At 68.3% G+C, this 26,655-nt stretch carries 24 protein-coding genes; 9 read left to right on the top strand and 15 right to left on the bottom strand.

Going from position 1 to position 26,655, the window contains the following annotated elements:
- Positions 1 to 131: 131 nt before the first annotated feature.
- From HUN08_RS04635 to HUN08_RS04600, 8 genes are all read right to left on the bottom strand, one after another.
- Complete coding sequence (locus HUN08_RS04635; protein WP_124248455.1) at positions 132 to 1,784, bottom strand: HNH endonuclease signature motif containing protein; 1,653 nt, start codon at positions 1,782 to 1,784, stop codon at positions 132 to 134.
- Positions 1,785 to 2,223: 439 nt separating this feature from the next.
- Entirely contained in the window at positions 2,224 to 2,862 is a 639-nt protein-coding gene (locus HUN08_RS04630) for an MspA family porin (RefSeq protein WP_301546889.1), read from the bottom strand.
- Positions 2,863 to 2,911: 49 nt separating this feature from the next.
- Positions 2,912 to 3,598, bottom strand: coding sequence for an MspA family porin (locus HUN08_RS04625; RefSeq protein WP_124248457.1), 687 nt, complete (start codon positions 3,596 to 3,598; stop codon positions 2,912 to 2,914).
- Positions 3,599 to 3,946: 348 nt separating this feature from the next.
- Entirely contained in the window at positions 3,947 to 4,612 is a 666-nt protein-coding gene (locus HUN08_RS04620; protein ID WP_124248458.1) for an MspA family porin, read from the bottom strand.
- A 43-nt stretch (positions 4,613 to 4,655) separates the two neighbouring features.
- Positions 4,656 to 5,342 carry an MspA family porin gene (locus tag HUN08_RS04615; RefSeq protein ID WP_124248459.1) on the bottom strand — a complete coding sequence of 229 codons (687 nt, stop codon included), beginning with the start codon at positions 5,340 to 5,342 and terminating at the stop codon, positions 4,656 to 4,658.
- Positions 5,343 to 5,503: 161 nt separating this feature from the next.
- Positions 5,504 to 6,433, bottom strand: a complete 930-nt coding sequence (locus tag HUN08_RS04610; protein WP_124248460.1) for a serine hydrolase — start codon at positions 6,431 to 6,433, stop codon at positions 5,504 to 5,506.
- A 4-nt stretch (positions 6,434 to 6,437) separates the two neighbouring features.
- The gene (locus HUN08_RS04605) at positions 6,438 to 7,874 is read right to left on the bottom strand and encodes a serine/threonine-protein kinase (RefSeq protein WP_124248461.1); all 1,437 of its coding nucleotides are present in this window, start codon (positions 7,872 to 7,874) and stop codon (positions 6,438 to 6,440) included.
- Positions 7,875 to 7,935: 61 nt separating this feature from the next.
- A complete protein-coding gene (locus tag HUN08_RS04600; RefSeq protein WP_301546888.1) occupies positions 7,936 to 8,640 on the bottom strand; it encodes a TetR family transcriptional regulator in 705 nt (234 codons plus the stop codon).
- Positions 8,641 to 8,777: 137 nt separating this feature from the next.
- Here HUN08_RS04600 and HUN08_RS04595 point away from each other — a divergent pair, with 137 nt between their 5' ends.
- From HUN08_RS04595 to HUN08_RS04570, 6 genes are all read left to right on the top strand, one after another.
- The gene (locus HUN08_RS04595; RefSeq protein WP_124248462.1) at positions 8,778 to 9,851 is read left to right on the top strand and encodes a ferredoxin reductase; all 1,074 of its coding nucleotides are present in this window, start codon (positions 8,778 to 8,780) and stop codon (positions 9,849 to 9,851) included.
- Between the two features lie 2 nt (positions 9,852 to 9,853).
- Complete coding sequence (locus tag HUN08_RS04590; protein ID WP_124248463.1) at positions 9,854 to 11,041, top strand: acyl-CoA desaturase; 1,188 nt, start codon at positions 9,854 to 9,856, stop codon at positions 11,039 to 11,041.
- A gap of 153 nt (positions 11,042 to 11,194) precedes the next feature.
- On the top strand, positions 11,195 to 11,572 hold the full coding sequence (locus HUN08_RS04585) for a hypothetical protein (RefSeq protein ID WP_124248464.1): 378 nt from the start codon (positions 11,195 to 11,197) through the stop codon (positions 11,570 to 11,572).
- 31 nt (positions 11,573 to 11,603) lie between these two features.
- Positions 11,604 to 11,957, top strand: a complete 354-nt coding sequence (locus HUN08_RS04580; RefSeq protein WP_124248465.1) for a hypothetical protein — start codon at positions 11,604 to 11,606, stop codon at positions 11,955 to 11,957.
- 71 nt (positions 11,958 to 12,028) lie between these two features.
- A complete protein-coding gene (locus HUN08_RS04575; RefSeq protein WP_124248466.1) occupies positions 12,029 to 12,490 on the top strand; it encodes a hypothetical protein in 462 nt (153 codons plus the stop codon).
- Between the two features lie 65 nt (positions 12,491 to 12,555).
- Entirely contained in the window at positions 12,556 to 13,068 is a 513-nt protein-coding gene (locus tag HUN08_RS04570) for a DUF4395 domain-containing protein (protein ID WP_124248467.1), read from the top strand.
- Between the two features lie 101 nt (positions 13,069 to 13,169).
- Here the strand turns inward: HUN08_RS04570 and HUN08_RS04565 are convergent, their stop codons facing one another.
- From HUN08_RS04565 to HUN08_RS04545, 5 genes are all read right to left on the bottom strand, one after another.
- Positions 13,170 to 14,162: a Ppx/GppA phosphatase family protein gene (locus HUN08_RS04565; protein ID WP_124248468.1), complete on the bottom strand. Its 993-nt coding sequence runs from the start codon at positions 14,160 to 14,162 to the stop codon at positions 13,170 to 13,172.
- Positions 14,159 to 14,674, bottom strand: a complete 516-nt coding sequence (locus tag HUN08_RS04560) for a DUF501 domain-containing protein (protein ID WP_124248469.1) — start codon at positions 14,672 to 14,674, stop codon at positions 14,159 to 14,161. Before HUN08_RS04560 ends, HUN08_RS04565 begins: the two co-directional genes overlap by 4 nt.
- A 7-nt stretch (positions 14,675 to 14,681) precedes the next feature.
- On the bottom strand, positions 14,682 to 15,485 hold the full coding sequence (locus HUN08_RS04555; protein ID WP_301546887.1) for a septum formation initiator family protein: 804 nt from the start codon (positions 15,483 to 15,485) through the stop codon (positions 14,682 to 14,684).
- Between the two features lie 13 nt (positions 15,486 to 15,498).
- Entirely contained in the window at positions 15,499 to 16,785 is a 1,287-nt protein-coding gene (gene eno, locus HUN08_RS04550; RefSeq protein ID WP_124248470.1) for a phosphopyruvate hydratase, read from the bottom strand.
- A gap of 99 nt (positions 16,786 to 16,884) precedes the next feature.
- Positions 16,885 to 17,640 carry a lytic transglycosylase domain-containing protein gene (locus tag HUN08_RS04545; RefSeq protein WP_124248471.1) on the bottom strand — a complete coding sequence of 252 codons (756 nt, stop codon included), beginning with the start codon at positions 17,638 to 17,640 and terminating at the stop codon, positions 16,885 to 16,887.
- A 165-nt stretch (positions 17,641 to 17,805) separates the two neighbouring features.
- On the opposite strand from HUN08_RS04545, the gene efeU reads away from it, so the two are divergent.
- From efeU to efeB, 3 genes are all read left to right on the top strand, one after another.
- Positions 17,806 to 18,735, top strand: a complete 930-nt coding sequence (gene efeU / locus HUN08_RS04540; protein ID WP_124248472.1) for an iron uptake transporter permease EfeU — start codon at positions 17,806 to 17,808, stop codon at positions 18,733 to 18,735.
- The gene (gene efeO / locus HUN08_RS04535) at positions 18,728 to 19,948 is read left to right on the top strand and encodes an iron uptake system protein EfeO (protein WP_124248473.1); all 1,221 of its coding nucleotides are present in this window, start codon (positions 18,728 to 18,730) and stop codon (positions 19,946 to 19,948) included. The genes efeU and efeO overlap by 8 nt, the downstream gene beginning before the upstream one ends.
- 100 nt (positions 19,949 to 20,048) lie before the next feature.
- Positions 20,049 to 21,326: an iron uptake transporter deferrochelatase/peroxidase subunit gene (efeB, locus tag HUN08_RS04530; RefSeq protein ID WP_124248474.1), complete on the top strand. Its 1,278-nt coding sequence runs from the start codon at positions 20,049 to 20,051 to the stop codon at positions 21,324 to 21,326.
- A 24-nt stretch (positions 21,327 to 21,350) separates the two neighbouring features.
- On the opposite strand, the gene HUN08_RS18335 is transcribed toward efeB, so the two are convergent.
- On the bottom strand, positions 21,351 to 22,949 hold the full coding sequence (locus HUN08_RS18335) for a MazG family protein (protein ID WP_301546886.1): 1,599 nt from the start codon (positions 22,947 to 22,949) through the stop codon (positions 21,351 to 21,353).
- 66 nt (positions 22,950 to 23,015) lie between these two features.
- Positions 23,016 to 26,600, bottom strand: coding sequence for a transcription-repair coupling factor (gene mfd / locus HUN08_RS04520; protein ID WP_124248475.1), 3,585 nt, complete (start codon positions 26,598 to 26,600; stop codon positions 23,016 to 23,018).
- Between the last annotated feature and the right edge of the window lie 55 nt (positions 26,601 to 26,655).

Raw genomic sequence — 26,655 nt, 5'->3', positions numbered from 1 at the left:
GAATGCCTTCGAGGCGCTAGACACCGAGGCTAGACACGCTGGTCGAGTGCCTTCGAGGCGCTAGCCGAGAAGGTGTATCGAGACCTCGCAAGACGAAATGCCAACGCGCGCAAGAGAGTTGGCACCAACCATCAAGCGGCGACGAGCAGTGCCAAGGCTGCTTCGACCGGCGAAGATCGGTCGACAGTGTCGGCGCTCCCTACTCGCGGTGGCCCCCAGCGTTCGTCGGGTCGGATGCGTTTCATGACCGGCGTGGTCGGTGGCGCTGTGTCACCGTCGGCGCCGGTTGTCTGGTCTGGGCGTGTGGTCTGGTCGGGGTCGAATACGGTTGCGCGTAGGTAAGCGCGCGGGTCGTGGACATGGTTGACCCGGAATGGTTCGTCGGAGCCGGTGCGTCGCCAGCCGGTTCGTCCTTCGTCGGGTCCGTCGGTGAGCACCGTGGTTTCCCATTGGCCGGGCTTGGCTCCGACGGCCCGGTTGTGCGGGCCGCATGCCCCGGTCATGTCGGCGACATCGGTCGATCCGCCGCGGGCGTAGTCCAGTGTGGCGTGGTGGGCTTGGGTGCGGGAGAAGGGTTCGGTGCAACCGGGCATGGTGCAGCCCGGTTCGGAGGCGAACAACGCCAATCGTTGGGTCTTGGTCGCCAATCGTCGACCGCGTCCGAAGTCGATCACGCTACGGGTGTGGTGTTTGAACACCGCCAGCCAGGGCGTCGAATCAGCTGCGAGTGTGATCAGGTTGTTGACCGGGATCATCGCGCCGGTCGCCGTGACCGCCACTCCGGCACGACGCGCGAGGTCGTTCTCGTCGACGGTGATCACCAGCTCGGCCGGAATCCGATCCGGCTTGCCCAGCGCTTGGTGTCCCAGGATCCAGTCCAGGCCGGCGTCGAGGGCGTCGTGGTTGCGTTGGGCCGCCGACCGGTTGTCACGGCGGCGGGCCTCGATCAGCACCTGCCTGCCGGCATCGTCGGCTGCACCACCACCGGCCGACGATCCGTCTGGTGCTGGTCGGTGTGGTGCCGGTCCGCGGAGGCGCAGTTCGGGATCGTCGTCGGGGTTGTTCATGCCGGGGGCGGCCCAGTTGTCGAGCAACACCTCCAACTTGGCCCGCACCTCGGGGGTCACGTAGCCGGAAATCTTGCTCATCAGATCGGTGCCTTGCCGGCCCAGGGTCAACCCACGGCGACGTTGCCGGTCGGTGTCGTCGGTCAGCGAGCCGTCGGGGTCCAGATGGGCCAGGATGTGCTGTCCGGGTTTGCGCAGATCCTCCGGGGTGGTGGCTTTGGCGGTCTCGGTCAATACCGTCACCGCGACATCCACATCGGCGGCCGAGGCCGCATGCGGGATCTTCGCGAGGATCGCCTCGACTTCGCGGACATGGCTGGCCGACACCTCACCCGCGGCGACTGCGTCGGCCAACGGTTCGCGTTTGGGTGGCAGCCGCTCGCCGGTCATCGAGTTCAACCGACCGATCGCTGCGGCGACGGCTTCGCGACGCGCGGCCTCCGTCGTCCCCAGGCGCAGGTGGACGCTGTAGAAGTCGCGGACCTTCTTGTAACCCAGCGGCTCCCACAGGGCGCGATCACTGATCTCGACGAATACGCCGGCATTCACCGCATCGGCCCGCCGCCACACCCGCTCCAACGCTTCGACCGTCGACACCACCTCGGCATCTGACGCCAGTGCCAACGGGGCCGAGGCGAGTTTCACCACGACCGCGTCCAGCAGCTCGGCCAGCTCGCGAGGCGAGTCCGGCAACACGACCGCTGCTGTCCCGGTCATCGCTGCCCCCTCGCATCGCTGGTTCGAATGTATGTTCTATACTACCAATGAGGTGTGAGACGCGCAACACCCCGTTCGATGGCCGTGGTCCACGATCCGACTTCGACTCACGAGGTCTCGATACGGCTCCTCGGCTAGCGCCTCGGATCCACTCGACCACCCAACTGGCTCGCGCCTCGGATCCACTCGACCACCGTGTCGGTCCTCGGATCCACTCGACCACCCATCTGGCTCGCGCCTCGGATCCACTCGACCACCCATCTGGCTCGCGCCTCGGATCCACTCGACCACCCATCTGGCTCGCGCCTCGGATCCACTCGACCACCGTGTCGGTACCCGGATCCGCACGACCACCGTCGGCCGTACTACCGCCGCATAGGACAGCGCCCCGGCAACCTTGTGGTTGCCGGGGCGCTGGTCAGCGTGAGGTGCTGCTACATCAGCCCAACGAGAAGGGGCGTCCGTAGAAGCTCATCTGCTGCGAGGCCATCTCGGTCTCGACGAGGATCGTCGCGAACGAACGGGCCTGCGCATAGCCGCCGCAACCGGCCAGGCTCAGCTGCTGGTTGGTGTAGCCGAAGTTCGCGCGGTTGGTGTCCTTGGTCGACGTCTTCGTGTCGTGCTTCTCGGCAGCGAAGTCGTCGGCGTGCTCCCAGTCGGTCAGGTAGTAGGCCCGAGCCTGGCCGGGGCCGAGCTCGACCTGGCCACCAGTGCCGGGGATTCCGTTGAGTAGCGCGTCATCACCGAGGTTTCCGGTTGCGCCGCCCAGATTGACCTGGCAAGCGACGATGTAGCCGGGATTGATCTCGATGTTGTCCACCTTCTGCGAGGTGCGCACCGAGAACTTGCCCGAGATCCAGGCGTTGCGGTGCAGTGGCGTTCCACCCATCGACGGGTTGATGGTGGCACGCTCGCGCAGACGGGTGAAGGTCACCACGGTGCCATCACCCATTCGAGCGGTCTGCGTCTCCTTGGGAAGCACAATCCGGGTGTCGGCCTGCGCGACCGGGGTCAGCAGAGTCATGCCCACGGCCACGGAAGCACCGACGGCCGCCGCTGCCACCGCAGCACGTTTCACATTCTTGATCATGTTCATTCCTTCTGGTCTATGTGAGTCGGGGCCGCGGTCAGCCGATGGAGAAGGGCTTACCCCAGAGGGAAACCTTGTCGTGGTCGATACCGGTGCGCTCCACCGTCACCATGGAGCGGGCCTGCGCATAGCCGCCGCAGCCCTGGATCTCCATCTGCGAGCGCTGCCAGTAGAAGTAGTAAGTCCCCGGCTTCTGCAGCTGCTTCTTCTCGATCTGCGCGTAGACGATCTTGCCTGGGGCTAGCGGCAACGAAAACGACCCACCCAGCGACGTGATCTCCTGACCGGGATCCGTACCGAATCCGCTCAGACCAGCCCCCATCGTGCCGATATCCACCTGGCATCCGACGACGTAGCCGATCGAGAGCGTCGCGGCGGCATCGGTCGTCGACGTACCGTTCGAGCCCGGCAGCTCATCCTCGCCGCGCGGGCCGTTGTTCGGGCCGGCTTCGCGGGTCTCGATCCCCGGGGCCGCTACGCGCACCTTGCCAGAGACCCAGGCCGAGCGGCCGGCACCGTTGGCCGCCAGCGACGGCCCGACGACAACCTTCTCGCCGGTGCGGAAGATGGTGAATCCTTCACCATGAGCCCGACCGTTCGGCAGGTTGAAACGGGCGTCGGCGGTCGCCGACGGGGCCACCAGGGCGGTCGCCGCAATCACCGCGACACCGGCTGCCGCGGTTCCGACCGCGACGCGTCGGGCAGGGGTCAGATACTTACTCAATTCACTCTCCTTTGGTGAACATGAAAAATTCCCGTGCGGAGCCTGTGAAGACGACGGGGTTCCGGCCAATTGAAACACGAGGATTCTAGTAAGGCAAACCTATGTTCACCTGCGCATATCATCCATCGAATTCAGTTTCCGCAACCCCTGACCGCACTGACACGAACCGTACAAATCAGTCGCTGTGCCCGAAACGTACTCAGCGCTTGTTACAGGCTCGTTAGGTCGACTTTTCCGACAGAGACTACTTTTCCGATTGGGAATAGATGTCGGATTTCACGGCGATAGCAGTTCGGGCCGCCACCTTCCGGTGACGGCCCGAGCCGGTCGAACTCCCCTGCGAGCAGATCAGCCCAGTGAGAACGGACGCCCGTAGAAGACGAGGTACTCGGTGGCGTGCTTGGTCTCGACGAGCACGTTGGCGATCGACCGCGCCTGGGCGAAGCCGGCGCAGCCGTTGAGCGTCAGCTGGGTGTTGTAGTACCCGAACTTCACGTCGTCCTTCTTCTTCCAGGTCACCTTCGGCTCGTGCTTCTCATTGCCGAAGTCGTCGGCCTTCTCGGTATCGACGATGTAGTAATTCGTCGCCTGGCCGGGACCGAGGGTGAACGTCGAACCGACGGTCGGCTTGATCTCCGTCGGCGCCGGTGTGGTGTCCAGGGTGCCGAAGCCGCTCTGGCCCTTCACACCGCCGAAGTTGACCTGGCAACCGACCACGTACCCGGCGCGCAGCTGGATTTTCGACGCCGGCTTGGAGATGTGGATGCGGTACTGGCCGGAGACCGCGGCGTTGCGGTGCACCGGGGTTCCGCCGACCGAAGCGTTCACGATGGCCCGCTCCTGGCTGCGCGACATGGACACCAGGGTGCCGTCGCCCATCTTCTTGGTATCGGTCTGCGCGGGCAGCACGACGCGGGTGTCGGCGTCGGCGGGCGACGCCGCGATCAGCGTCGAAGCGACCGCGACGGCAGCGGCGCCGCAGGCCGCGGCCAGCATGGTGATACGCGAATTCATGGTGTTCCTCTATTTCCGAGTCTGAAATGTCTGTGGGCGGGGATCAGCCGACGGAGAAGCGCTTGCCGAAGAGGCTGACCTTCTGGTGGTTGTCACCGGTGGTCTCGACGATCACGAAAGACCGGGCCTGGGCGTGCCCGGCGCAACCGGCGATCTCCAGCTGGGCGCGATCCCAGTTGAAGAAATAGTCGCCCGGCTCTTCGAGCTGCTTCTTCTCGATCGTGACGTACTGCACCTTGCCCGGCGACAGCGGAAGGCTGAGGGCTCCGCCTAGGCCGGGTTCCGGGTTCGCGAGGCTCGGGATCGAACCGGTGATCCCCGCGTCGAGGTTGCCGAGGTTGACCTGGCAGCCGACTACGTATCCGACGGTCAGCGAAGCCGCGGCACCGGTCGTCGAGGCGCCGTTCGAACCTGGCATCGCATCCTCGCCGCGCGGGCCGTTGTTGGGGCCGGCTTCCTTCTTCTCGATATGCGGGGCCAGCACCTTGGCCTTGCCCGACAGCCAGGCCGAGCGACCGGCGCCGTTGGCGGCAATCGACGGGGCGACTCGTGCGGTTTCGCCGGTCTTGATGATGGTGATTCCGCCCGACTTGGCGGTGCCGTTCGGCAGACGGACGAAAGTGTCGGCAGTGGCCGTCGTCGTCCCGCTGACGGCAAGTGCGGCGATCGCGGCGGGAACCACAGCCACACCGACGACCAGGCGCTTTGCGGCACCGGTGAATGCGCTCATTCTCGTTTCTTCTCCTCGTGAGGGCGTGCTTTGGGGCTCTGCGAGCCCGACAACGCGCCGAACGTTACGGAGACGAAATGTCCGTTTGGTTACCCCAGCGAGGTTTGCGGTGAATCAATGGCGCCAAAGCTATGAATAGACGGTGAACGGGCTGTGGGGTGCTAGCAGTATCCGCGCGGCAGGTTCTTTTCCTGCTTCGCCAGCCAGGCGCCGACGTGGTTCAACGCCGAGGTCCCGCTCGCCATCGACGTCCCGGAACCGAAGGTGACGATCGCCGCGGCGGTCTGCGATCCGTCCCGATGGGTGATCAAGGCGAGTTGGCGCACCACATAGCCGCCGCCCGTGCCCGGACCCCAACCACCCTTGACTCCGGCGCGCGCGCCCAAAGTCGCCGCACCCCACCGTTGCTCGGCGTCGACCTTCCCCATCAGCTGTCGCACCCGGGCGCTGTCGGGCAGGCAGGCCATGCCCGCCGTGAAGCGGGCGGCGTTCTCGGCACTCCAGGTCGTCTGTCCGAAGACCGTGTACGGCGGGCGCTTCGGGGTCGCCGGGACCACCGTGCGACGGTCGCCGGCCTCGCGGAGCACCGCCGTCACGGCTGCCGAAGCCTGTTGGCCGTCGCCCAACGAAGCCCACAGCGCCTGCGCTGCCTCGTTATCCGACGCGACGATGGCGGCGACCGTCTGCGGCATCGGCCCGCGGTGTTTGCGCTCCGCGGCGATGGCCAACGGCACCTTGATCGTCGACCACGCGACCTGTGCCGGCTTGTTGTCGCCGATGACGATGGGCTCGTCGACCCGCCCGACCGGGGCGATGGCGACCACGACCTTCTGGTTCAGCCCCAACGGCTCGAGGCTCTTGTTCAACCCCAATGCGCCGGCACCGAGCGCTGCCAAGGCCTTCGCCCGCGACGGCCCGGGTGCCGGACGCCTCGTCGTCGACACCGGTGCCGACGACGAGGTCGCGTACGCGCTCGACGACGTGCCGCTCGAATCGGACTCGCCGTCGGAGGCACAGCCGGAGGACAGCAACCCAGCCGAGAGACCGACGACAGTCAGGGCGATCGCCGGGACGGCGCGACGACTACTCATACCTCTAGTAGATATGGACGACCGCATCGTTGCCGCCGCGACACACCACGATCCCCTGCTCGGGCAGACAACTCATGCTGTAACTCTGACCGGTGACGGGACTGTACGCAGTCACCGTCCGGGCCTGCCCCTTGGCCCCCGCAGCAAGGTAGGCGTCACGCACCGCAGCGGCGAACGGACAGGACGTCACACTGGTACCGACGCCGACCGTCGTATCGCACGGAACCGAATCCGGTGGCGGGATCGCCGGTCCGGCCGATGTCGTCTCGGTGACCGTCACCGGCGGCGACGCTGCCGAGTCCCCGCGCAGCGAACTCCACGCAAAGTATCCGCCAACACCCAACGCGACGACGACGAGCGCCGCCAGCACCCCGATGAGAACCTGGTTGCCGCCGCGACTCTTCGGCGTCACGGCATACGCCGATCCGGACGGATAGGCCCCGTACGCCAATCCGGTCGGCGGTGGCGAGGCCGTGGAGCCGACCTGCGCTCCCGTGTGCCGCACCGGCGCCGGCATCGCTTTGGTCATGTCCCACGTGGGCGCATCCGGCGGCGGAGCATCCGGTACCGGATACGCCACGGTCTCGGTCTCACTCCACCCGGTGCCGGTGTCCAGGGCCGCGCGCGCCGCGGCGGCGAACTCGCCGGCACCAGCATATCGCTGCGCCGGATCTCGAGCGAGACCCCGCAGCAGGACGTCGTCGAATCCGACGGGCAGGCTCGGGTCGAGCGTGCTCGGCAAGACCGGGGTATCCAGCAGTGCCGATTTGATCGCCGCCGCCTTCGTCGCGGCGGGGTGAGGTCCACGCCCGGTCAGCGCCTCGTATGCGACGACGGCAAGACCGTAGACATCGCTCGCCGATGTCGCCTCCTCGTCGTCGAAGAGTTCCGGTGCGATATAGGCGACCGATCCGACGGTGGTGCCGACTTGTGTCAGCTGCGGTTGCGCGGTGTCGGCGTCCTGGGCGATGCCGAAGTCGACGAGGTAGGCGAAGTCACTGGGCGTCAGGAGAATGTTCTCCGGCTTGACGTCGCGGTGGACGATTCCCGCGGCATGCGCGGCGCCGAGGGCGGCGCCGACCTGCTCGATGATCGCGACCACCCGCGGCGGCGCCAGCTTTCCGGTGCCGCGGATCGTCGACCGTAGATCGGCGCCGTCGACGATGCGCATGTCCAGATAGAGCGTCCCGTCGATCTCGCCGAAGTCGTGGATGGGGATGATGTGCGGTTCATCGAGCCGGGCGACCGCCCGCGACTCGCGCCGAAACCGCTCGACGTAGGAGTCGTCGGCGGCGAGCGCCGCGGGCAGCAACTTGAGCGCTACGGTGCGATCCTTCTCCGTGTCGACCGCGCGGTACACCTCGCCCATCCCGCCGCGCCCCAATAGCTCGCCCAGCTCGTAGCGACCAAAGGTCGAGCCGGTGCGGTCTCCGTCTGCCATGCGAGCAGACTAACGCCCACGCTGTCCGATTCGCCCCGCGATCGAATCAGGCCACCGCCGGTCAGACGTTGCGCGTCGCGTCCCAGTCGTTCATCCCGAGGAATACCAGGACGAGCTGTCGCTTGGCCCGGTCGAGCACCTCCGACTCCACCGCGGCACCGCGGTATTCGCCGTCGAGCAGGTCGGCGACGGCAGTCAGCATGATCGTCACGATGAGGTCGGCGGCCAGCTCCAAATCGCCGGCCCCCCACTTCGCGAGGTCGGGGACCCGGGCCAGGTCGATCGCCAGCTCCTTGGCGAAGAGGCGCAGCTCGGTGTCGATGGCACGGCGGATCTCCGGGACCCCGCCGTGCTGTTCGCGGACGAGGAAGCGGAATTGCGCCTCGTTGTCGCGCATGTGGTCGAGAAGGATCTCCAACGAGTTCGTCGCCGTCGGCAAGGCGTTGCGGGCCGCCAGGTCTCGACGACCCTCGCGCAGGGTCCGGCGCAGCACCCGCATCGAATCCTCGACCAGGGTGACGCCGAGATCCTCCATCGACGTGAAGTGGCGATAGAAGGCCGTGGGCACGATCCCCGCGCCGCGCGCGACCTCGCGCAGGCTCAGCCCCGAGAAGCTGCGGTCGGCGACCAACTCCATCGTCGTGTCCAACAGCGCCTGGCGGGTGCGGTTCTTCTTCTCGGCCCGGGACTCGGGCTCGCGCGCACGCTCGGCCCCCTTCGATCGGCCGGCGCGCTGCCGGTCACGTGGAGGGTCAGCCTTGTTCACAAGCGACGAGTGTACGGCGGTGACGGCCGTCACAAGAATCTCCCTTGACGAACCATTGGCTACATGTGGCACACTTTTCAGTGTACGGTCGTTCACTGTAGAAGGACCCAATCGGCCCACCCAGGAGGCTATCACTCATGAGCACCCGACTCTCCACACTTGTGGGATCGGTCGTCCAGGCCGCCCTCACCCCCCACCCGGTAGACCGCTACCTCGAACTCGTCGACCCGATGCTCACCTGGCGCGATCTGCGCGCCGAGGTCGTCGGCATCCGCCGGTCCACGGATCGGACGGTCACCCTCACCCTGCGCCCGACGCGACAGTGGAAGGGACACAGGGCCGGACAGTATGTCCAGCTCAGCACCGTTATCGACGGTGTCAGGCAGTCCCGCTGCTTCTCCCCGGCCAACACCGCCGGCGACCGCCACCAGGACATCGAGCTGACGATCACCGCCCACGACGGCGGGCTCGTCTCGCGCCACCTGCGCGAGCGGGCGCACCTCGGCATGGTCGTCGGCCTCGAACAGGCTGCAGGCGACTTCACGCTGCCCGAGGAACTCGGCGACTCCGTCGTCTTCATCAGCGGCGGATCCGGTGTTACACCCGTTCTCTCAATGATGAGAACACTCATCGACCGGAACTACCGCGGCACGATGACCTTCATCCACTACGCCCGATCGGCCGACGACGTCGCCTACCGCGCCGAGCTGCACACCATCGCGGCGCTCAACCCGAACGTCGACCTGCGCCTGCATTACACGCGGGGCGCCTCGCCGGACCACTTCACCGGCAAGCACCTGACCGATGTCGCCCTCGACGGCGCCGACGTCTTCCTCTGCGGCCCGGCGTCGCTCATGGACGCCGTCCGCGACCACTGCGAGCAGGCCGGCATCACCGACCGCCTGCACACCGAGGCGTTCACACTGACCGTCCCCACCGTCGACCCGAACACGCCCGTCACCGGACAGCTGAGTTTCATCTCGTCCGGGGTCACCGCCGAGAACGACGGTCGCACCATCCTCGACCAGGCCGAGGCGGCCGGTCTGAGTCCCGAGAGCGGCTGCCGCATGGGCATCTGCTTCTCCTGCACCAAGGTCAAGAAGTCCGGTTGCACCCGCAACATCCTCACCGGGGAAACGGATACCGAGGCCGACACCCACATCCAGCTCTGCGTCAACACCCCCGTTGGCGACGTCGAAATCGAGGTTTAACCATGGCTATTCAGATCAGCGACTACTTCGAGGCCGCGAAGTCCACCAAGACCAAGACCGAGGCCGAGCCCATCAAGACGGTCGACCTGACCCACGAGCAGGTCGAGCAGATCGGCCGTGAGCTCGAGGAGCTGCGCGCCCGCATCATGGCCGACGTCGGCGACTCCGACCGCGAATACATCTACAAGATCATCCGCTGGCAGCGCGGCCTGGAAATCGGCGGCCGCGCCCTGATGTACGCCGGCTGGTTCCCGCCCGCGTGGATCGCCGCCGTCGGCATGCTCGGCGCGTCGAAGATCCTCGACAACATGGAGATCGGCCACAACGTCATGCACGGTCAATACGACTGGATGCGCGAGGACACCTACAACTCCCGCGAATTCGAGTGGGACACCGTGTGCCCGGCCGACCAGTGGAAGCACAGCCACAACTACATGCACCACACCTACACCAACATCGTCGGCGAGGACCGCGACGTGGGCTACGGCATCCTGCGCATGGCCCGCGACCAGAAGTGGAACCCCTACTACCTGGGCAATCTGGGCTACGCGGCCGCACTGATGCTGCTGTTCGAGTGGGGCGTCATGCTGCACGACCTCGAGGTGGAGCGCGTCATGTCCGGCGAGCGCAAGTGGTCCGACGTCAAGGGCCTCGTCAAGGGCATGTGGCGTAAGGCCAGCAAGCAGGTCCTCAAGGACTACGTCATCTTCCCGGCGCTGAGCGGACCGATGTTCGTCTCGACGCTGGCGGGCAACGCCGCGGCCAACCTGGTCCGCAACCTGTGGACCTTCTCGATCATCTTCTGCGGCCACTTCCCCACCGGTGCGCAGACCTTCACCAAGGAGGAGACCGAGAACGAGACGCGCGGCGAGTGGTACATCCGCCAGATGCTCGGGTCGGCCAACATCGAGGGCGGCGAACTCTTCCACATCATGAGTGGCAACCTGTCCCACCAGATCGAGCACCACCTGTTCCCCGACGTCCCGGCCAACCGATACCCGGAGATGGCGGCGGAGGTCCAGGAGATCTGCGAGCGCCACGGCCTGCCGTACAACACCGGCAACCTGCGCTCCCAGCTCGGCTCCACGTGGAAGAAGATCGCCAAGCTGAGCCTGCCGAACTCGTGGACCCGCGACGACGACGACCTCGTCGTCAACATCGAGCGTCAGGCCGCCGCGAAGGCCAGTTGAGGGACCGACTCCGCCGACGACCCGACGGTACGCTCACCGTCATGAGTCTCAGCGGGAAGGAATCCCGGATCGACTACGACAAACTCGCGCTCCGCGTGCCGGTCGTCGTCTCACCCGCGCAACCGCCGGGCACGCAACCCGTGCCCGGCGGTTGTGCGCAGGGCCAACCCGCCGGATATGCGCCACGTCGACGTGGGGGACTACCTGATCGGGTTCGCGCCGTTCACCGCGGTCGTCCTCGCGATGTTCATCCTGCTCACGTCGCTCGGATCGCTCGTCAGCGGTCTGAGCCGCGGCAACGCCATCGGGTTCCTGCTTCTGCTGGAACCCCTCCTCGTCGCTCTGGCGGTGTGGTCCGCGCGCAACGGCCGATACTTTTCGAGCACCACCACCTGGACCTTCGGGTGGCTGGTTCCCATCCTGCTGGCCGCCCTCGTCCTCGTCGTTCTCGGCCTCAGCTGCATCGGCTGGTACTACTACGGCGACCGGTTCCGTTACGGCGCCTACCGTCGGCGGATGCAGGGCTTCTAGTGTTCTGCCACGGGGCACTAGGATTACGGACATGAGCGACGACATCCAGCCGCGGCGGAAGCTCGACGCCGCCGCACTCGAGCGCAACAAGGACCTTGCCCAGCAGGCCGTGGAGGGGACCGCGACACGCGTCGGCCGGATAGCCACGATCATCACGACCGCCGTCGCCGACGTCGCCCGGGAGATCGGTGAACTCGTCACCGACGGCTTCGAGATGCGCGAGGCGGCCAAGCGGGCCAAGGCGGACTCCGAGCGACTCGACCAGATGGCCGCCGACCGCCTGGCCGACGACGAGCCGGAGGCGTTGGCACCGCCGGCATCGACCGTCGAGATCCTCGACGCCGAGATCGAGGGCGAATCGTTGCCCGACGAGCAGTCGCGGTGACTCACCCGGTGCCCCCGGCCCCCGGCTATCTTCCCGGCCCGGCCGGCCCATTCGGACCGACAGGTGCGACGGTGAAGCGGCCGACATCCCTGACTGCCTCCATCGCCGCGTCGGCCGTGCTCGGCGGCATCACGCTGGTGTACCTGCTCGTCGTGCTGGTCATGGTCTGGATCGACGGCGTGAAGCCCGACTACCGCCTGAACGCCCTCGGGTGGACGCTGACGTGGATGGGGATCATCGGGATCCTGCTCTCGCTGTTCCTCGTGGTCACCGCCGGTCTGTCCGGCCTCAGCGCGGTGGCGCGGGGAGTCGCCGCGGCCACCGCCGTCATACTCGAAATCGGGTTGATCGCACTCGTCATCGCCTATCTCGCGATGGCCGACAAGTTCCACGCCAGCCACGCCCTCTACTTCGTCGCCTGGTTCGTCCCGGCGTTGCTGGCCATCTTCGGGGTCGCCGTCATCGTGTCCTACGGATTCGGCTGGGGCTACTTCCGCGAAAAGTCCGCGCAAACCCGGTTTCGTTCAGCCTGATCGCAATTGGGCACCATCGCTGACCAGCGATTAACCTTGTCGTTGTCTTTCAACGGAGGTTATCCATGTCGGTGCGCGAGGCTTTCGCCTTCCCCAACCCGGTCAACGACTACGCGGCCCGCGCGACCGCGGGACTGGTGATCCTGCTCGCGATCGCGTCGATCGTCGTCAACCAGTGGTGGCTGTACGCGATCCTGGCCATCGGTTTCGCGCTGCGCGTCGCCGGCGGCCCCAAGTATTCGCCGTTCGGCCGCCTCGCCGTCCACGTCATCGTGCCGAAGGTGTGGAAGCGCGAGAAGCTGGTCCCCGGACCGCCCAAGCGCTTCGCGCAGACCGTCGGCCTCGCGTTCGGCATCGTCGCGACCGTGCTCTCGCTGCTCGGCTACGGCCTGGCCGCCCAGATCACCATCGGCCTGCTGATCGTCGCCGCATTCCTCGAATTCGCCTTCGGCATCTGCCTGGGCTGCATCACCTTCGGCTATCTGCAGCGCACCGGGATCATCCCGGAGACCGTCTGCGAGGCCTGCAACAACATCAATCTCGACCGCGGTGCCGCATCGCTGAAGGTCGACGCCTAGGGTCCGGGTCTCGATACACCTGGTCTCGATACACCTTCTCGGCTAGCGCCTCGAAGGCACTCGACCAGCGTGTTTCGCCGGCACTCGACCAGCGCGACAGACTAGGGCTGGTCGAGGAGGTTGAGCGCGATCCCGTCGAGGATGTCGTGCTCGGAGACCACCAGCTCGGTGACCCCGGCCTTCGCCGCCATGAGCTTCGCCAGCGCATCGGTGACCAGTGCTCCGGCACCGATGACGTCGACCCGTCCCGGATGCATCACGCCCATTTCCGCGCGCTGCGCCCGCGGCATCGCGACGAGATCCCAGCAGACCCGGTCCAGCTGGGTCAGCGATACCCGGGACAGATGGATGCGTTCGGGGTCATAGGCCTCGAGTCCCGCGGCGATCGCGGCCAGCGTCGTCATCGTCCCGGCAACACCCACCCAGGTCTTCACCTCCGACGCGTCCACCGCGGCGAACGCCGGCGCCAGGCGCTCGCCGATGAACTCCTGCGCCGCGGCGATCTCCTGCTCCGACGGCGGATCGCCGCGCAGGCAGCGCTCGGTGGTCCGCACACACCCGACGTCGGCCGAATACGCCGCGCGCACGCCGGAACCATCGCCGACGACGAGTTCGGTCGACCCACCGCCCAGGTCGGTGACCGCGAACGGCCCCTGAGTCGGATCGAGATCGCCGACCGCCCCGCGGAACGACAGCCGCGCCTCCTCGTCGCCGGTGATCACCCGAGCGACGGCACCCGGGACCACCGCGCCGAGCAGTTCGGCGGTCATGGCGAAGAACTCGTCGCGATTGGCGGCGTCGCGGGTCGCGGAGGTGGCGACCATGTCGACGCGCTGCACCCCCAGTTCGCGCATCGTCGACGCGTAGTCGGCCAGGGCGGCGCGGGTCCGCTCGATCGCCTCGTCGGCGAAACGCCCGGTGGCGTCGACACCCTGCCCGAGCCGCACCACCCGCATCTCGCGGTGCAGGTCGACGAGCTTCGCCGGTGAATCCGTTTGGTGTTCGGTCCGGTTTCCGGACGAAACACCTAAGGGATCGGCGACGAGCAGCCTGATCGAGTTGGTACCGCAGTCGACGGCCGCCACTCGGGTCACGAATCCCCCTCGTCGCCCAGTTCCGGCCAGTCGGCGGGCAGCGCCGAACCGCGCAGACCGTCGGCGCAGGCCAAGGCAACCGCCTCGTCGCCGAGCGGGTTGAGTCCGGGCCCCTTGGCCAGCGAGTGCGCGATCAGCACGTGCAGACATTTGACGCGGTCGGGCATGCCGCCGCCGCTGAAGTCGGTGCCGAGGGATTCGATGGCGTCGCGCTCGGCCAAGTAGTCCTCGTGGGCCCGACGATAGGCCGCGGCCAACTCCTCGTCGACGAGGAGGCGTTCGCTCATCGTCTTCATCACCCCCGACGATTCGAGTCGGCTCGCCGCCGAGGTCAACCGCGGATCGGTCAGGTAGTACAGCGTCGGGAACGGCGTGCCGTCGGGCAGCCGCGGCGCGGTCTTCACCACGGCGGGCCGCCCGTCCGGGGTGCGGTAGCTGACTTCGAGCACACCGCGGGGCTCACGGCCGAGTTGTTCGGCGACAGCGGCCAGATCGGCCTGCGAAACAGTCATACCCTCGTCACTTCGTCGGCGGCGTCGCCACCGAGTCCCACAGATTCGCGTACCACGGGTTGGCCGCTCGTTGCGCGGCGCGCTTGCGCTCCTGCGCGGCGGCCTCCCGGCCGGGGATCTCCAACACGAACGGGGTCTCCCCCGAGCGCACGTACTGCAACCGGGCGCGGGCCTGCGCCTCGGTGTAGGCCGGATCGCCCTGCTCGTTCACCTTCCGGGTGAGTTCGGCGATCTCGCGTTCGAGCGCGGCATTGGACGCCCGCATCTGTTCCGCCTCCGCCCGCTGCGAGAAGAACGTGCGCAACGGCATCGCCAGGGTCAGCGCCACGAAGCCGATGACGACGGCCAGCACGATCGCGCGCCGGGGGTTGAGCTTGTCCCACCGTGCGGCGAGCGCCCGGGCGGCGGGAACCCGTCGACGACGGGGTGCCGCACGCCGTCGCAGACGCGCACCGACACCCGGCGCGACTGCCCCGTCTTCCGCGACGTCGGGATCGCTGCCGTCGGCATCATCGCGGTCGGAATCGTCGGCGACGATGCCCAGCTGGACCGTCGGGGCGTCCAGCGCGGCCATCACATCGGTCGACTCACCGTCGAACTCGACCGGATCGACGAGGACCGAATCCTCGTCCCCCCGGCGATCGTGCGGGATGTCGAGGCTGTTCGCACCGGTGATCGGTCCGGTCGAGCGCTGCGGCGCCGGATTGCGTCCACGGCTGCGCGAAGCGGGCCGCGAGGCACCGGGCCGGCGGTCGCGCGACGACCGCGCCTGCCGCGCTCGCCCCGCACGCTCGTGCCTGCGCTCTGCCATACCTTCTAGCTAATCACGCCGGCGGCGCGAAACGCGGGAAGGCGAGGTCGCCGGCATACCGTGCCGCATCCCCCAGCCCCTCCTCGATGCGCAGCAGCTGGTTGTACTTGGCGACGCGCTCGCTGCGCGCCGGCGCACCGGTCTTGATCTGGCCGCAGCTGCACGCGACGGCGAGGTCGGCGATGGTGGTGTCCTCGGTCTCGCCGGATCGGTGGCTCATCATCGTCTTGTAGCCATTGTTGTGGGCCAAGGCCACGGCGTCGAGCGTCTCGGTCAACGTGCCGATCTGGTTGACCTTCACCAGCAGCGCGTTGGCGGCGCCCTCGACGATGCCGCGCTCGAGGCGTTCCGGGTTGGTGACGAACAGGTCGTCGCCGACCAGCTGCACCTTGTCTCCGATGGCCTCGGTCAGCGCGACCCAGCCCGCCCAGTCGTCCTCGGACAGCGGGTCCTCGATGGACACCAGCGGGAACTCGTCGACGAGCTTGGCGTAGAACTCGGCCATCTGCTCGGCGGTGCGGTTGGCGCCCTCGAAGGCATAGCCCGAGCCGGTCGAGTAGAACTCGGTCGCGGCGACGTCGAGCGCCAGCACGACGTCGGAGCCGAACTTCAGGCCGGCGCCGGTGATGGCCTCCTCGATGATGCCCAGGGCTTCCTGCGTGCCGGCGACGTTGGGGGCGAAGCCGCCCTCGTCCCCGAGACCGGTGGACAGCCCCTTGCCCTTGAGCACCGACTTGAGCGAGTGGTACACCTCGGCACCCCAGCGCAGTGACTCGGCGAAGGTGGGGGCACCGATCGGCGCGATCATGAATTCCTGCACGTCGACGCCGGAATCCGCGTGCGCGCCGCCGTTGATGATGTTCATCATCGGCACCGGCAGGATATGCGCGTTGGGGCCGCCGATGTAGCGGTAGAGCGGGAGGCCGGCCGATTCGGCCGCGGCCTTGGCGACGGCGAGCGAGACACCGAGCAGCGCGTTGGCGCCGAGGCGGGACTTGTCCGGGGTGCCGTCGAGGTCGAGCAGGGCCTGGTCGACGAGGCGCTGGTCGTCGGCCTCGTAGCCGATGATCTCCTCGGCGATGTCGGTGAGCACGGCCTTGACCGCCTTCTCGACACCCTTGCCGCCGTAGCGGGAGCCGCCGTCGCGCAGCTCGACCGCCTCGTGCTCGCCGGTCGACGCGCCCGAGGGCACCGCGGCCCGGGCCAGCGTGCCGTCCTCCAGGGCCACTTCCACCTCGACGGTCGGATTGCCCCGCGAGTCGAGAATCTCGCGCGCGCCCACCTGCTCGATCATTGCCACGGTGTCTACCCCTTTTAGGTCGCTGATGCGTCTTCCCGCCGATACGGCGATCAAACCCAGGGTAATACCGACCCCCGCGGCCCGTGAGGCCAGTACCGCTCAGTAGCGGCGGTTGACCGAATACGCGTTGGCCCGGTCGGCGACCCGCTGCGCGTATGGCCGCGACTGGTTGTAGACCATGAGCGCCTTCAGCCACCCCTTGGCCGTGGTCATGTCGCCACCGGAGGCGACGCAGAGGTAGCGGGCCGCCGACAGCGCCGCGTCGTCCATATTGTCCGGGTCGGCCCGGCCGTCACCGTTGGCGTCGACGCCGAAACGCTGCCAGGTCTCCGGCAGGAATTGGAAGGGCCCCTCGGCGCGCACATAGTTCGGGCTGCCGTCGGCACGGGTGGGATGCTCCTGATCGACCATCCGCATGTTGCCGTTCTTGCCGTTGAGTTCGGGGCCGCGGATGGGCGGGCTGGTGTCCCCGTTGGGTGCCACGCTCGCACCGTCGTGGCGACCGTGCTTGCTCTCCGTGCCGGCGATGCCCGCCAAGGTGGTCCAGCCGATGCCGCACTCGGGGTGCTGCTGGCGCTGGATCTCCGCGGCGTTGCCGTAGGCCTCGAGGGCGTAGACCCCGATGCCGGTCGCGTTGGAGATGGGTCGGGCCCAGTTCGCGAGGGTGTCCGCGGTACGGCCCGGTGCGTGGATGTCGATGTAGGGCACCGGCGCGCCCACACCGGGTGGCACGCCCTGCGGGATCCCCGCCCGATTGCTCGAGGGCAGGCTGATACAGCCCGCGCCCATCGCCGCGATCGCGGTCAATGCGAGCACGAGCGTCACCAAGCGCACGGCGCGCGCGGTCCTGCCCATGAATCCCCTAAAGAAAAGTTTCGGTCGATTGTTCCACATATTCGGACAATCCGAGGCAGTCGCGCCACCCGTCACAGGTGGCCGCCACAAGCGATCTGCGATACATTCCTTCGGTTAGCCTCACCTGATCAACGATCCGGTCGTCGCGCCCAAGGAGAATCACCGATGCATTCGCTCGTTCTGGCCGAGCCGGCGACGTCGGTCGTCACCCAACTCACCGGCAGTGGGGTGATCGGCCTGCGCGAGGGTCTGGAGACCGGGATCGTCGTCATGATCCTCGTGGCCTTCCTGGTGAAATCGGATCGTCGCGATTCCCTGAAGTACGTATGGCTCGGCGTCGGCGCAGCCCTGACACTGCTGGTCGCGGTCTTCCTCGGCATCCAATTCGGCACGTCGACGATCGACTCGAAGTACGCCGAGCTCGTCGCCGGTATCGCCTCGTTGTTCGCGGTCGTGATCGTCACGTACATGCTGCTGTGGATGAGCAAGGCCTCGGCACACCTATCCGGCGACCTCAAGGCCGGGATGGCCGACGCCCTGGTGGCCGGACCGCTGGCCGTCTTCGTGTTGGCCTTCCTCGCCGTCGGCCGCGAGGGACTCGAAACCGCGCTGCTCATGGCGGGGTATGCCGAGAGCGTGGCCGGCGGCACGATCCCGCTCCTCGGCCTGCTGCTGGGCATCGCCGTGGCCGTCGCCATCACCGTCGGCCTCTACTACGGCGCCGTGCGGATCAACTTCAAGGTGTTCTTCACCCTCACCGGCACCTTCCTGGTCTTCGTCGCGGCGGGCATCCTCGCCTACGGCGTCGGAGCGCTGGAAAGCTACGGCTGGCTCGACGCGATCCCCGGGCACGGCCACTTCGCCTTCCAGCTCACCGGCTTCCACAAGGACACCTGGTACGGATCCATCCTCGCCGGCGTCTTCAACTTCCGCCCCGACCCCACCTGGCTGCAGGTCGTGGCGTGGGCGGCCTACATCGCCATCGTGCTGCCCATCTTCCTGCGCCGCCAGCTGCGCGGCGCCAAGAAGCCGGCAGCGACAGACCACACCACCGCCAGCGAGGCACTCACCACCGAAGGGAACAACAATGACTGACCGACACCACCGCGGCACCACCCGCGTCCTGGCGCTCGGCGCCGCCGCCGCGGTCGCGCCGCTCGCCCTGGGCGCCTGCGTCGCCAAGGACTCCGGTGCCGCGACGCTGAACGTCACGTCGAGCGACTCGGCATGCGACTTCGACACGACGACGGCGCAGACCGGCACCGTGGCGTTCAAGATCAAGAACACCGGTTCCAAGGTGACCGAGTTCTACGTCTACGACGGTTCGCGCGTGCTCGGCGAGGTCGAGAACATCGCCCCCGGCCTGAGCGGCAAACTGACCGTCGACCTGGTGAAGCCGGGCACCTACGCGGTCGCCTGCAAGCCCGGCATGGTCGGCACCGGTATCCGCAAGGACATCACGGTCACCGGCGAGGAGAAGAAGGGCAGCGAGGCGCCGGCCGACGTCGAGCAGGCCAAGAAGCGCTACCTCGACTCGGTGCGCATCGAGGTCGGCAACCTGGAGAGCGCCACCGCCGACTTCGTCGACGCGCTCAAGCGCGGCGACCTCGAAGCGGCCCGCGCCAAGTTCGGTCCCACCCGCTCCTTCTACGAGCGCATCGAGCCGGTGGCCGAATCCTTCAGCGACCTCGACCCCAAGATCGACATGCGCTGGGACGACACCGGCGACGGCCAGGAGGACTTCACCGGCTTCCACCGCATCGAGCGCTTCCTCTGGAAGCCGACGCCCGACGAGATCGGCGACGCCGAGGGCAAGGTCGCACCGGCCGACGCGGAGGACGCCAAGAAGGCCGACACCCCGGCCGCCATCTCCGCCATCGCCGACAAGCTGCTCGCCGACGTGCGCGCACTGAAGGCCGAGGTCGACAAGCCGGACTTCAAGTTCGACACCCAGCTCTTCGTCAACGGCCCCAAGGCCCTGATCGACGAGATCGCCAAGACGAAGGTCCACGGCGAAGAGGACCGCTACTCCCACACCGACCTCTGGGACTTCGCGGCCAACGTCGAGGGCAGCCAGCGCCTGATCGGCGAACTCCAGCCGATCATCGAGAAGCGCGACGCGAACCTGATGAAGGAGATCACCGCACAGTTCGACACCATCAACGCCGCCATCGACAAGCTGCGCGACGGATCGGGCTACCTCTCCTACGACAAGGTCGACGAGGCCACCCGCAAGGATCTCTCGACGAAGATCGACGCGCTCTCGGCCACCCTCTCCAAGGTGCCGGCCGTCGTCCTGGGGCACTGACCCGGACGCGGTAACCGCCGCTGAGAACCGCCTACGGGGCCTACGTCCCCGAGGGCGGTTCTCAGCGTTCCCTAAGCGCAGGATTGGGTAGGCTGTGCTAATGGATATTTCGCGTCGACGGGCGCTGGGCGCCGGTGCCGCCGCGGCGGCCGCCATCGGCGGGGTCGCGGTGGCCGGCGGGGCGGTCGGACGGGCCACCGCCCCGACTGCCGCGGATCGCTCGGGCATCGTCGGGTTCCGCGGCGCGCGCCAGGCCGGAATCGTCACCCCGGCCCAGGACCGGTTGCATTTCGTCGCCTTCGACGTCGTGACCGAGGACAAGGCCAAGCTCGTCGACCTGCTCAAACGGTGGACCGCCGCGGCCGAGCGGATGACGCGCGGCGAGGAGACCGAGCACAACGGCGCCGTCGGCGGCGACGAGTACGCGCCGCCCGCCGACACCGGCGAGGCCCTCGGATTGGCCCCGGCCAACCTCACCCTGACCATCGGCTTCGGCCCCGGCCTGTTCGGCCCCAGCGCCGCCAAACCCGACCGGCGTGACCGCTTCGGGCTCGCCGCCCGACGACCCGCCGCGTTGGTCGACCTGCCCGCCTTCCCCAAGGAGCGCCTGGACCCGAATCGGTCCTACGGCGACATCTGCATCCAAGCCTGCGCCGACGACCCGCAGGTCGCCGTCCACGCGGTGCGCAACCTGGCCCGGATGGGTTTCGGCATCGTCGCGGTGCGCTGGTCGCAGCTCGGGTTCGGCCGCACCTCGGCGACGACCCGCGCACAGGACACCCCGCGCAACCTCTTCGGGTTCAAGGACGGCACGGCGAACGTGCGCGCCGAGGACGAGAAACTGCTGACCGACTGGGTGTGGACCGACGGCAAGGACAATCCGGGCGGCGCCGACTGGATGACCGGCGGCACCTATCTGGTGACCCGCCGGATCCGGATGGACATCGAGCCGTGGGACCGGTCCAGCCTGCTCGAACAGGAGCAGATCATCGGCCGCGAGAAGGGATCGGGCGCCCCCCTCGGGCAGGATGTCGAGTTCGACGACCCCGATTTCCAGATCACGGCGAACGGTTCGCCGATGATCCCGATGGACGCCCACGTGCGCCTGGCCCACCCCGACTTCAACAACGGGGTGCGGCTGCTGCGCCGCGGCTACAACTTCACCGACGGCTCCGACGGATTCGGACACCTCGACGCGGGGCTGTTCTTCATCGCGTTCTGCCGCGACCCGGGCAAACAGTTCGTGCCGATGCAGCGCAAGCTCATGCTCGACGACGCGCTCACCGAATACCTGATCCCCAACGGTTCGGCGGTATTCGCCTGCCCACCCGGCCTCGGCGACGGCCAGTGGTGGGGCCAACGGCTCTTCGAAGGCTGATCCCGCCGCTGACCTCCGTCGGGTCTAGAGGCTCGGCCCCTCGGTCCGCGGGGTCGACCGGGTACGCCCCTCCTCGGTGGTGAAGAGAACGGTGCCGGCCGGGTCGCGTTCGACGGGGGGCGCCGACCGTCGACCGGTGAGGTCGTCGGCGTTCGTCGGACGCGGAACCGTCGTCGTCACCTCCTCCTCCGATTCCCGAATCCGGTAGGGCGCCTTGGCTTCCGCCGCGCGCTCGGCCTCCTCCGCGGCGGCTTGCGCGGTGGCGGCGGCCGCGGCGGCCGCCCGGACGTCGTCGGAGTCCACGATCTGGGCGATCCGGTCGGGCTGGATCACCGTGGGGAACTGCGTGATCGGCGGGTCCAGGTCCGCCGACGGGTCGAAGTCGATGACCAGCGGACCCGATCCGGGTTCGACGTACTCGGGTTCCGGCGGGTAGTAGGCCGACGCGGGAGCAGGTGCGGGCGCCGGCGGCTGAGGCGTAGGCGGCTGGGGCTCGGGCGCGGGCACCGGGGTGGGCGGCTGCGCCTGCAGCACGGACGGCACGGTCGGCGCATCCGGCGCCGGCGGGAACTCCTCGGCCTGGACGTAGGCCGCCGGGGCGTCCTCGATCCCCTCGGTGTGCACGGAGCCGGAGTCGTCGGCTTCCCAGGAATCGGTGGCGGGCTCCTCGACCGGGGCGCCGACATTCGGCTCCATCACGCCGAGGTAGTGGAGCCAGAGCTCGGGGGTGTTGAGGGCGACCCCGTCGCGCGCGGCGCCGCGCTCCGCCTCGTGGACGAGATCGATGAGGTCCAGCGCGCGTTGCCGTGTCGCGTCCTCCGTCGAGTCCCCACCCGCCGCGACGGTGATCCGGACGAGGGCCGGATCGACCTGCGAGAGCGGGAATCCGACGTCGGACAGCCGTTCCAGAATCTTCTGGACCAGCAACAACGCCGGGGCCGTCGTCACGATCCCGTCGAGGACCGATCCGCTCGCGCGCTCGGCGGCCTTGGCCGTCTCCCAGTCCTCGATCTGCCGCTGCAGATCGCTGTGCTCCCCCGACAGCACGCCGGGGGTGCGCCGGGTGACCTTGTCGATGAAGGCCTGCGCGACGTCGTCGATGTCGAACGGGTTCTCCGTGTCGTCGGCGGCGATCCGGGCGTGGAACAGGACCTGCAGGAGCAGGTCGCCCAGCTCGTCGCGGACGTCGGTGTGCGTGCCGACGTCGATGGCGTCGAGCAGTTCGTAGACCTCTTCGAGCACGAAGCGGCGCAGCGAGTCGTGGGTCTGCCTGCTCTCCCACGGCCCGGTGGTGCGCAGATGATCCATCAGGTCGACCGCGTCGAGCAGCGTCTCACCGGTGCGGCGCTCGGGCGCCTCGGGCACGGGCGGTGTGGGGACCGGCGTGGACAGGACGACCTCGCCCCGATCGACCCGCGCCCGCACGAACGGGTGGTCGCCGTCGGTGCTGATGAGCACCGTCACCGGATCGCCGTCGTCACCCTCGGCGACCGACGCGTGCGGCAGCGCCCACAGCACCGACGCCGCCACGTCCTCGGTCACCTGCACGGGACCGTTGACCAATTTGGCAGCGGCGAACGGCAGCAGATCCTGGTTCTGCGGGTCCAACAGGACGACGGTCATGGCCTCCCCAATTCATCGATTATGAACATTCCACACCACGCGGGGGCGATTCGTCTTGTCCGGCGCCTATTCGTTACCGCCGAGTTGGCGCAGCACGGTGCCCAGATGATCGATGAGCGGCTCGTCGCGCAACGGTGCCGACCCCATGCCCCCGGACTTCGGCAGCGGCACCGCGACGGTCGAGGTCGTCGGCCGGTAGGTCGCCGACGGGTAGAGCCGTTTGAGCCGCACCTGACGGCTGTCGGGCAGCGTCAGCGGCGAGATCCGCACCTGGGAACCGGCCGCCGCGATCTCGGTGACGCCCAGCGCGCGGGCCGCTATCCGCAACCGCGCGATGGCGGCGAGGCGCTGGGTCTCCACCGGCGGGGTGCCGTATCGGTCGGTCAGCTCGGTGAGAACCGCGGCCACCTCGTCGTCGCTGGCCGCCGCCGCGAGCTTGCGATAGGCCTCCAGCCGCAGCCGGTCGGCGTCGACGTATTCGGTCGGGATATGCGCGTCGACGGGGAGGTCGATGCGCACCTCGGTGGACTCCTCGGCGATGACGGGCTGCCCGTCGGCGGCGGCGCGGTAGGCCTGCACCGCCTCCCCGACCAGGCGCACGTACAGGTCGAATCCGACGCCGGCGACATGGCCGGACTGCTCGGCGCCCAGGACGTTTCCGGCGCCGCGCAGCTCGAGGTCCTTGAGCGCGACGGCCATCCCGGCGCCGAGCTCGTTGTTCTGCGCGATCGTCGCCAGCCGGTCGTAGGCCGTCTCGGTCAGCGGGCGGTCGGGGCTGTAGAAGAGGTAGGCGTAGCCGCGCTCGCGGCTGCGGCCGACGCGACCGCGCAGCTGGTGCAGCTGCGAGAGGCCGAAGTTCTCGGCGCGGTCGACGATCAGCGTGTTGGCGTTGGCGATGTCCAGCCCGGTCTCGATGATCGTGGTGCAGACCAGGATGTCGTATTCGCGGTTCCAGAAGCCGGTGACCGTCGACTCGAGCTGATCCTCGTTCATCTGGCCGTGGGCGACCGCGATGCGCGCCTCGGGGACGAGCTGCGCGATCTCGCGAGCCGTCTTGTCGATCGAGGACACCCGGTTGTGGACGTAGAAGACCTGCCCGTCGCGCAACAGCTCGCGGCGGATCGCGGCGGCGACCTGCTTGCTGGAGAAGGCCCCGACATAGGTGAGCACCGGGTGGCGCTCCTCGGGCGGGGTGAGGATCGTCGACATCTCCCGGATCCCGGCCATCGACATCTCCAGGGTGCGCGGGATGGGCGTCGCCGACATGGTCAGCACGTCGACGTGGGTGCGCAACGATTTGATGTGTTCCTTGTGCTCGACGCCGAAGCGCTGCTCCTCGTCGACGACGACGAGCCCGAGGTCCTTCCAGCGCACGCCGGTCTGCAACAGCCGGTGGGTGCCGATCACCACGTCGACGGTCCCGTCGGCCATCTGCTCGATGGTCTCGCGCGCCTGCGCCGGGTCGGTGAAGCGGCTCAGCCCGCGCACGGTGACCGGGAAGCCGGACATCCGCTCGGCAAAGGTCTGCAAATGCTGCTGCGCGAGGATCGTCGTCGGCACGAGTACCGCGACCTGTTTGCCGTCCTGCACGGCCTTGAACGCGGCGCGCACCGCGATCTCGGTCTTGCCGTAGCCGACGTCGCCGACGATGACGCGGTCCATCGGAACCGGCCGCTCCATGTCGGACTTCACCTCGGCGATGACCGTCAACTGGTCCTGCGTCTCGGTGAAGTCGAAGGCGTCCTCCATCTCCCGCTGCCACGGGGTGTCGGCGGCGAAGGCGTGACCGGGCGCGGCATGGCGGGCGGCGTAGAGCTGTACGAGTTCCCCGGCGATCTCGCGAACCGCCTTGCGCGCCTTACGTTTCGTGTTCTGCCAATCCGAGCCGCCCAGCTTCGACAGGGCGGGCTGCTCGCCGCCGACGTAGCGCGAGAGCTGGTCCAGCGAATCCATCGGCACGTAGAGCCGGTCGCCGGGCTGGCCCCGCTTGCCCGGCGCGTACTCGATGACGAGATATTCGCGACGCGCCCCGGAGACCGTGCGCTCGATCATCTCGACGAAGCGGCCGATGCCGTGCTGGTCGTGGACCACCATGTCGCCCGCGGTCAGCGCGAGCGGGTCCACCTGGTTGCGTCGCTTGGCGCCGAGCTTGCGGCCGTCGCGCGTCCCCACCACCCGCGAGCCGGACAGTTCGGCCTCGGTGACGACGACCATCCTCGCCCCGTTCGCGATGATCCCGTGCCGCAGCGTGCCGTGGTAGATCGTCACCGCGTCGGTGCTGGGTTCCGCGCCGTCGTCGGCCATCACCGACGGGACCTCGGCGTCGGCCAACCGTTCGGCGACCCGGGCCGCGGTCCCCTTGCCCGCGACGACGATCGCCGCCCGCCCGCCGCCGACGACGTGGGCGCGCAGCTGCGCGAATGTCGCGACGATCTCGTCGTCGTGGCCGCGGGGTGCGGGACCGGGGGCGAGGGTGAGCGCGACCTCGTCCTGCTCGCCGGTGCTCAGCGGGCTCAGCGTCCACCAGCGACGTCCGGCGGCCATCGCAGCGGTCGCCACGTCGTCGATGGGCCGATAGGCACTGGCCGCGAAGTCGTCGGCCAGGGCGTTGCCCGCAGAGAGAGGTGCGTCGGCCCCCATCCCGGCGGCGGTCCATGCCGCTTCCAGGAATTCCTTGCCGGTGGCCGCGAGGTCGCGGGCACGGGTCCGGATCTTCTCCGGGTCGAGCAGCAGGACCAGCGGATTGCCCGGCAGGGCGTCGGTCAGCAGTTCCATCTCGCCGTCGACGAGGAGCGGGATCAGCGCCTCCATGCCCTCGACGGGGATGCCCTCGGCGAGCTTGGTGAGCATCGACGACAGGTCGCTGCCCTCGCCCTGTTCGGCGAGGAGTTCGGCGGCGCGCTCGCGGACCTTCGCGGTCAGCAGCAGTTCGCGGCCGGCATGGATGAGGACCGGTCCGGGATCGATCTCCGGGTGGGTGCGCTGGTCGGCGACGGAGAAGGCGCGGACGTCGGTGATCTCGTCGCCGAAGAACTCGACGCGCACACCGTGCTCGGCCGTCGTCGGGAAGACGTCGAGGATTCCGCCGCGGACCGCGAACTCGCCGCGGCGGCCGACCAGGTCGACGCGTTCGTAGGCCATTTCGACGAGGTCGGCGAGCAGTCCGTCGAAGTCGACCTCCTCGCCCTCGCGCAACGTGATCGCGCGCAGTTTCCCGAGGCCCGGGGCCATCGGCTGGACCACCGATCGGACGGTCGTGACGACCACCCGTAGCGTCTGGTCGTCGGGGTCGGCGAGGCGGTGCAGAACCGAGAGCCGCTGGCCCACGGTGTCGGCGCTGGGCGACAGTTTCTCGTGCGGCAGGGTCTCCCACGACGGGAAGAGGGCCACCGCGTCGGGCGAGTCGAGGAGTTCGGCGAGTTCGGCGGTGAGGTCTTGGGCCTCACGGCCGTTCGCCGAGACGACGAGGACCGGCTCGGTGCTGGAGCGCGCCAGCGCGGCCACGGCGAATGGGCGCGCCGCGTCGGGCGCGGTGATCTGCAGGCGGGGGGAATCCAGGCGCGACGTCAGGCCGGCGAAGGTGTCGTCGGCGCACACGGCTGCGGCCAAGCCGCGCAGGACGGGGACGGCTGGATCAGGGGTGGATGCCACTTGTGACAGTTTAGGGACCGGAGGCGACCACCGGCGCGGCGGCTGCCAGGGTCCG

Origin of the sequence: Gordonia sp. X0973 (assembly GCF_013348785.1) — a bacterium.
In the GTDB taxonomy this organism is placed as follows: Bacteria; Actinomycetota; Actinomycetes; order Mycobacteriales; family Mycobacteriaceae; genus Gordonia.
The sequence above is the reverse complement of the archived record's forward strand: the minus strand, read 5'-3'. Positions and strand labels throughout refer to the sequence as shown.